The sequence below is a fragment of the Streptomyces graminilatus genome, from assembly GCF_001418565.1.
Lineage (GTDB): Bacteria > Actinomycetota > Actinomycetes > Streptomycetales > Streptomycetaceae > Streptomyces > Streptomyces graminilatus.
On the sequence record NZ_LIQQ01000289.1, the window covers coordinates 1 to 5,102 of the forward strand.

10 protein-coding genes are annotated in these 5,102 nt (G+C 72.7%); all 10 read right to left on the minus strand.

The genetic code is table 11. The annotated features are described in order from the left end of the window. A partial coding sequence (locus tag AOK08_RS24120) for a hypothetical protein (protein WP_157876773.1) occupies window positions 1-634 on the minus strand: 634 nt, incomplete at its 3' end. Then, entirely contained in the window at window positions 631-1,245 is a 615-nt protein-coding gene (locus AOK08_RS24125; protein WP_055529723.1) for a hypothetical protein, read from the minus strand. The genes AOK08_RS24125 and AOK08_RS24120, both read right to left, overlap by 4 nt. Window positions 1,246-1,248: 3 nt before the next feature. Further along, window positions 1,249-1,413, minus strand: a complete 165-nt coding sequence (locus AOK08_RS45915) for a hypothetical protein (protein ID WP_157876774.1) — start codon at window positions 1,411-1,413, stop codon at window positions 1,249-1,251. After that, complete coding sequence (locus AOK08_RS24130; RefSeq protein WP_055529725.1) at window positions 1,410-1,724, minus strand: hypothetical protein; 315 nt, start codon at window positions 1,722-1,724, stop codon at window positions 1,410-1,412. The genes AOK08_RS45915 and AOK08_RS24130 overlap by 4 nt, the downstream gene beginning before the upstream one ends. Next, complete coding sequence (locus tag AOK08_RS24135) at window positions 1,717-2,169, minus strand: hypothetical protein (RefSeq protein WP_055529727.1); 453 nt, start codon at window positions 2,167-2,169, stop codon at window positions 1,717-1,719. Before AOK08_RS24135 ends, AOK08_RS24130 begins: the two co-directional genes overlap by 8 nt. Then, window positions 2,166-2,612, minus strand: coding sequence for a hypothetical protein (locus AOK08_RS24140; RefSeq protein WP_055529729.1), 447 nt, complete (start codon window positions 2,610-2,612; stop codon window positions 2,166-2,168). Before AOK08_RS24140 ends, AOK08_RS24135 begins: the two co-directional genes overlap by 4 nt. Next, the gene (locus AOK08_RS24145) at window positions 2,609-2,863 is read right to left on the minus strand and encodes a hypothetical protein (RefSeq protein WP_055529731.1); all 255 of its coding nucleotides are present in this window, start codon (window positions 2,861-2,863) and stop codon (window positions 2,609-2,611) included. The genes AOK08_RS24140 and AOK08_RS24145 overlap by 4 nt, the downstream gene beginning before the upstream one ends. A gap of 12 nt (window positions 2,864-2,875) precedes the next feature. Further along, the gene (locus AOK08_RS24150; protein ID WP_055529733.1) at window positions 2,876-3,130 is read right to left on the minus strand and encodes a hypothetical protein; all 255 of its coding nucleotides are present in this window, start codon (window positions 3,128-3,130) and stop codon (window positions 2,876-2,878) included. Next, window positions 3,117-3,359: a hypothetical protein gene (locus AOK08_RS24155; protein ID WP_055529734.1), complete on the minus strand. Its 243-nt coding sequence runs from the start codon at window positions 3,357-3,359 to the stop codon at window positions 3,117-3,119. Before AOK08_RS24155 ends, AOK08_RS24150 begins: the two co-directional genes overlap by 14 nt. Next, window positions 3,356-5,102 (minus strand): hypothetical protein (locus AOK08_RS46645; RefSeq protein ID WP_206743406.1); only part of this gene is annotated, 1,747 nt, incomplete at its 5' end. The genes AOK08_RS24155 and AOK08_RS46645, both read right to left, overlap by 4 nt.

The window sequence follows — 5,102 nt, forward strand, 5'->3', positions numbered from 1 at the left end:
GGCGCACGGGCTGGGGGACGGTGAGGTTGCCGTAGCCGTCGCCGATACCGGCGGCCTCGAGGACGTGCTGTACCGCGTAGAACTGGCGGCGGACCAGGAACCGGGGACGGTCGAACTCGTCGGCGAGGCGCGCCACCATCGCCTGCTGGCGGCCGCGGACGTGGGCGTCGGCCCAGGCGAACAGGCTCTTCATAGCGTCGGTCTGCTGGAACGTCGCCTCGATGGTGAGGGCGCTCTTGCCGTGCTGGCGGGGCCAGACGAAGGCGGGCTCCGGGTCCTTGCTCGTGAACTCCATGTCGGTCAGAGCGTGGCGGATGCCGTCGAGTGCGCCCTTGATGGGCTGGCGGTGCTCCTCGCCAGGGATGAGTGCCCGCCAGCACTCCTCGATCTCCGCAGCCCTCAGTGCAGAGGCGGCCCCCGGGGTGGGGCGGCAGTGGACGTAGCCGGGCGGGATCTTGTCGTCGTAGACAAGAGGCCAGCTGGCGGCCCGTGCCGCGGTGAGCAGCTCGGGCGCGGCGCGGGTCTCGACGACGGCCTTCGGCCGGAGGATGTCCCGGAGCAGGTCGAGGGTGGCGGGCTCGGCGGCGACCTCCTGGACGGGGTCGGTACGGACGAAGTAGATCTCCACAGTCACCGCTCCTCGGGTGCGTCGGTCGTGGGGCGGGGTGCGTGGCGGTGGCCGGCGGGGATGGCGGCGAGGGTGCGGCTGCGTGCCACGCGGTCGGGCGTGGTGCCGTAGGCGCGGTGCTTCCCGCAGTGGGCGCAGCGGCCGTAGGTGCCCTGGTCGAGGGCCGGGCGGTGGCATACGCAGGTGGAGTGGGCGGACTTGATGAGGGAGCAGTCCTTGTGGAAGAGCCCGTTCTCGCCCTGCCACCAGTGTCCGCGGGGCCGGTCCCACTGGTGGGAGATGTTGACCTGGTCTGTCTTGGTGTGGCGGCCGTGGCACCAGGAGCATCGGGTCAGCAGGCGACGCCGCAGTTCCTGGAGGGGGCGGACCTGGATGCGCCAGTGGTGGATGTGTAGCCGCCAGTGCTTGGTGCGGCAGGTGGTGTGGTCGTAGCCGGACGGGTCGCGGTGCCAGATGGTGACCAGGGCCGGGAAGTAGAAGCCTCGTCCGGCGAGGACCCAGAACGCGCCGCCCGCCTTCCAGTGGGTTCCCGTTCGGGCGGCGTCCTCGGTTGTCCATGCGTCGGTTCTGGGCCGGGGTGAGCGGATCTCGTACGCGACGGTCATCGGGTCGTGCATGGCTCAGTGCTCCTTCGGGTTGGTCCGCCCGGTGGGGCGGAGTACGCGGCTGATGCGGGCGAGGAGTCCAGGGCCGCGGGGTGGGCGGATGCGTGGGGTGGTGTGGCAGCAGGGGCCGTCGCAGTGCTCGCCCTCCCAGCCGTCCGGGTCCCAGCCGACGGCCGTCATGACTGCACCGCCGGGCCGGGTTGGTAGCTGACGGCGAAGCCGGGCATGCCCAGGCCGAAGTCGGGGTCGGCGGACGCCGGGCGCAGGGGGGCGCGCAGTTCGGTCTCGTCCACGCTGCACGTCGGCTGGCCCGGGGAGAGACCAGCGGGGACACCGGTCCAGCGGAAGGGCTCGCCGCAATCGCGGCAGTTCACCTTGATGTCGGCCGCATAGCCGACCACGGTCGGGTCGGCGTCGCCCGTCGTGATCCGGTTGACGGCCACGTAGGCATCGAAGTCCTCGTGCGGGCAAGGGCGATCGGGGTCATGCATGGGCTGAGTCCTTCGGGGTGTCGATGTCGCGGTACGGGGTGGTGGGGAGGGGGCGGCCGGTCTGTTTGGCCCACCAGCCGGCGCAGATGAGTTCGCCGAGGGGGATGTCCCGGGGGTGGCCGTCCGGCCGCCACGATCCGACGGGGACGTTGGTGCCGGCGTAGCCGCGGACGGTGCCGTGGTGGCACCAGAACGGGCCGTCGTCGGGGAAGCACCGCCCGTCGTCTTCGAGTTCGGGGCTGCCGGGGCGGAACGCGCAGTCGGCGCAGGGGCGGCGCATGACGCCGGGCGGGACGGGCGCCTCGACCAGTTCGTCGGCGGGCCAGCCGGCGACGTCGTTGGTCAGACCGCTCCCGGCGCAGTGCAGGCAGCGGCCGGTGCTCTCGCCCATGTCGCCGGCCGTGCACCAGGGGCAGACGTACCGGTACACCACGAGTTCGCTCATGACCGGCCTCCGACCGACCATGGGCGGCCACAGCCGCACGGGCACTCGGTACGGACGTTGCCCCCGGTGAGCTGGGCGGCGAGACGCTGGTACGCGGTCCACCCCGCTGTCGTGTCGTCGGCGGGCAGGACGCGGGTGGCGGGGCCGGGCAGGGTGCAGCGGTGGTCGTGTGCGTGGCCCTTCGAGCGGGGGTTGAGGAGGCAGCACGGGGTCAGGGCGGGCACGGTCTCGCCGAGGGCGCGGCGTCTGGCGAGGTCGTGTTCGGCGAGGCGGCGCCGGTGCAGGCGGGTCTCGCGTCGTGTGTCCCAGGCGAGGAGGGCCGCGGTGCCCAGGACGGTCAGGCTGATCCAGGGCAGGCCGTCGAGGACCAGCGCGGTGGCGAAGGCAAGGCAGATCAGGCTGCCGGTGGCGGCGCCGATTGCGTACCGCAGGTGGGTGGTCACTGTCGAGCCTCCGGGTCGGTGAGGTCGGCCGTGATCTCGGGCAGGGGCGTGCCTGCGTCGAGTTGGGTGTGGAGTGCCCGCAGCCGGGCCAGGGCCTGCCCATCGCGCCGGGTGAGGGCACGACGGGCAGGCCTCGGCAGCCGGTCCCAGCAGTCGGCGCACAGGTACATGCGGACGGGCTTCGGGGTGCGGCAGGCGCGGCACGGGGTGGTCGTCACCGCTGCGCCTCGTACGGTGTCTTCGCTGTTCACCGGGGTGGCTCCTTACGTGAGGGGGAGCGGGAAGTCGATGTGCGGGCGGGGCCGGTGACCTGCCGCGAGGAGCCCGGCGACGATCGCGGGGGTGCACTGGCCCTTGGGGCAGTGGGCCTCGCCCTCGGAGACGATGTGGACGTGCTGGCCCTGGGCGGTGAGGAGGGCGGCGGCCTCGGCTGCGCCGTGCCGGGCAGCGGGTTCGACGGCTCCCCGGACCTGGACCCGGGCGGTGAGGTTGAAGGTGATGCCGTTAACGGTGGGCACTGGGGATGTCCTGTTCGTTCAGAGGGAGTTGGCCGTCGGTGGTCGGGGCGGGCTGGTTGAGGGCGGCGCGTACGCGGGCCGGGTTCGGGGCGGTGGTGTGGGTGAGGAGGTGGCGGATGGCTGCGCGTTGGGCGGGCGCGAGTTTCCGCCAGCAGCGCGAGCCGACCCGCCGGGCGCGCGATGGCGCGGAGCGGATGGGCTGGTGGCACAGCTCGCACTCGATGGTCACGACGCGGCTCCGAAGATCGACGTGAAGGCTTTGTCAGCGCGCCGGTTGGCGCTCCGCATGGGCTGGTCGGTGAGGTGGCCGCCCGCGAGGCAGCCGGCGGTGTCGCAGTCGGGCATCACGCGTCCGACGGGGGGCCGGCCGTGGTGGAGTTCGAAGGAGACGCGGGATGCGGAGAGGGCCTGCTGGCGGAAGTACACACACGGGGTGCCGCGGCCGTTCCAGAGCAGGTGACCGTCAGCGGTCGGCGTCGTCTTGGCGCGGAGGATGTCCTCGAGGGACCTGGGCCGCGGGGCCGGGTGCTTGAGAGCCTGGCGGTGGGCGGCTCGCATCGGCTGGTCGGTGAGGTGGGCGCCCGCGAGGCATCCGTCCACGCCGCAGTTGGTGAGCACGGGGCCGACGGCCGGCCGGCCGTGGTGGAGTTCGAAGGCGGTGCGGGTGGCCGGGACTCGTTGCTGGTGGAAGCGCACGTACGGGGTGCCGCGCAGGGTGCTGGCCCAGAGCACGTGACCGTCGTCGGCCGATGAGGTGTGGGCGTGGAATGCTTCGGCGAGGGAGCCGTACCGCGCGCGGGGCCCGCGCTGCGGGGCCGGCAGTCCGAGTGCCTCGCGGACGCGCTGGACCCTGTGCGCGCCGACACCGAGCCGACGGGCGATGTGTATCTGGGGAACGTCCTGGCGCAGCAGGTTCTCGATGTCCTTTCGGACGGTCGCCCGGGCACTGACGCGGGCCTCGCGCTGCTCGGCTGGTTCCTTCTTGCGGGCGCTTTTGCAGGCTTCGCAGTACGGTCGTCCGTCTCGCTCGAGGCGGCCGTAGATGCTCTGGTCGTGGCCGTCCGGGCAGGTGTCCGGGCGGTCGTCGAGCCCCTTGGCATGGCGGAGTTGCTGCCGTTTGGCGAGGCGGCCGGCTTCGTCGTCGACGTGGTCGGGAGCAACGCACTGGTTCAGTTCGCAGTCGGCGATCGCGTAGCCGTGCGGCGGGCGGCCGTGCCGGATCTCGAAGGCGATCGCGGTGGGGCTGTAGGAGGCCTCCTTGTACCGCATGGTGGGTGAGCGGCCGGGGCCGACGCGTTCGCCGGTCCACTCCAGGTGCCCGCCGTCGACGGGCTTCGTCCGGGCAGCCCATTTCTCGATCAGGGACAGCGGCTGGAGAGGCGGCTTGGGGACGCCGGTCTCCTTGCGGATGCGGCGGATGGCGGCAGGATCGGCCTTCAACTCGCGGGCGATGTAGCGGTCGTTCCTGCCCTCGGTGATCAGGGCCCTGATCGCGGCGTCCTTGGGATGCGGGCGCGGACCCCGGTGGGTGATCGTGGCCGGGCCGATTCCTTCACGAGCGCGGATGCGGGCGACCGCGCTGACGTCGGCTCCCGTCCGGCGGCGGATCTCGCTGTTGCTGTGGCCCTCGCCGAGGAGCGCGCAGATCTGTTCGTGCTTCGGGTGCTGTCGCCTCACGGCTGGCGCTCCGTCCGGGTGAGCGGTCTTGCCGATGGCGGTAGTGACGGCGAAGCCGGTGACGGCCTCTGCGAGGACGGCCAGGTGCTCGCCCTGTTCGGCCGCTGTCCAGGGCCGGATGTGTTCGGGGAGTCCGTCCGGGCGGGGGCTGGTCCAGGCGGCGCCGTTGGGGTGGTCCTCGTCCGGTACGGCCCGCGCTTCGGACTGGACCGTGGTCATCGCGTCCACCGCCAGGCGCCCGGGCGTACGGCGGCGCGCTTCCGGTTGGGGCGGCGGGCGGGGGCGGGTACGCGCA

What these genes read in the sequence shown, in the direction of transcription:
- AOK08_RS24125 (WP_055529723.1), bottom strand. Translation starts at nt 1,245, where the DNA reads ATGCACGACCCGATGACCGTCGCGTACGAGATCCGCTCACCCCGGCCC.
- AOK08_RS45915 (WP_157876774.1), bottom strand. Translation starts at nt 1,413, where the DNA reads ATGACGGCCGTCGGCTGGGACCCGGACGGCTGGGAGGGCGAGCACTGC.
- AOK08_RS24130 (WP_055529725.1), bottom strand. Translation starts at nt 1,724, where the DNA reads ATGCATGACCCCGATCGCCCTTGCCCGCACGAGGACTTCGATGCCTAC.
- AOK08_RS24135 (WP_055529727.1), bottom strand. Translation starts at nt 2,169, where the DNA reads ATGAGCGAACTCGTGGTGTACCGGTACGTCTGCCCCTGGTGCACGGCC.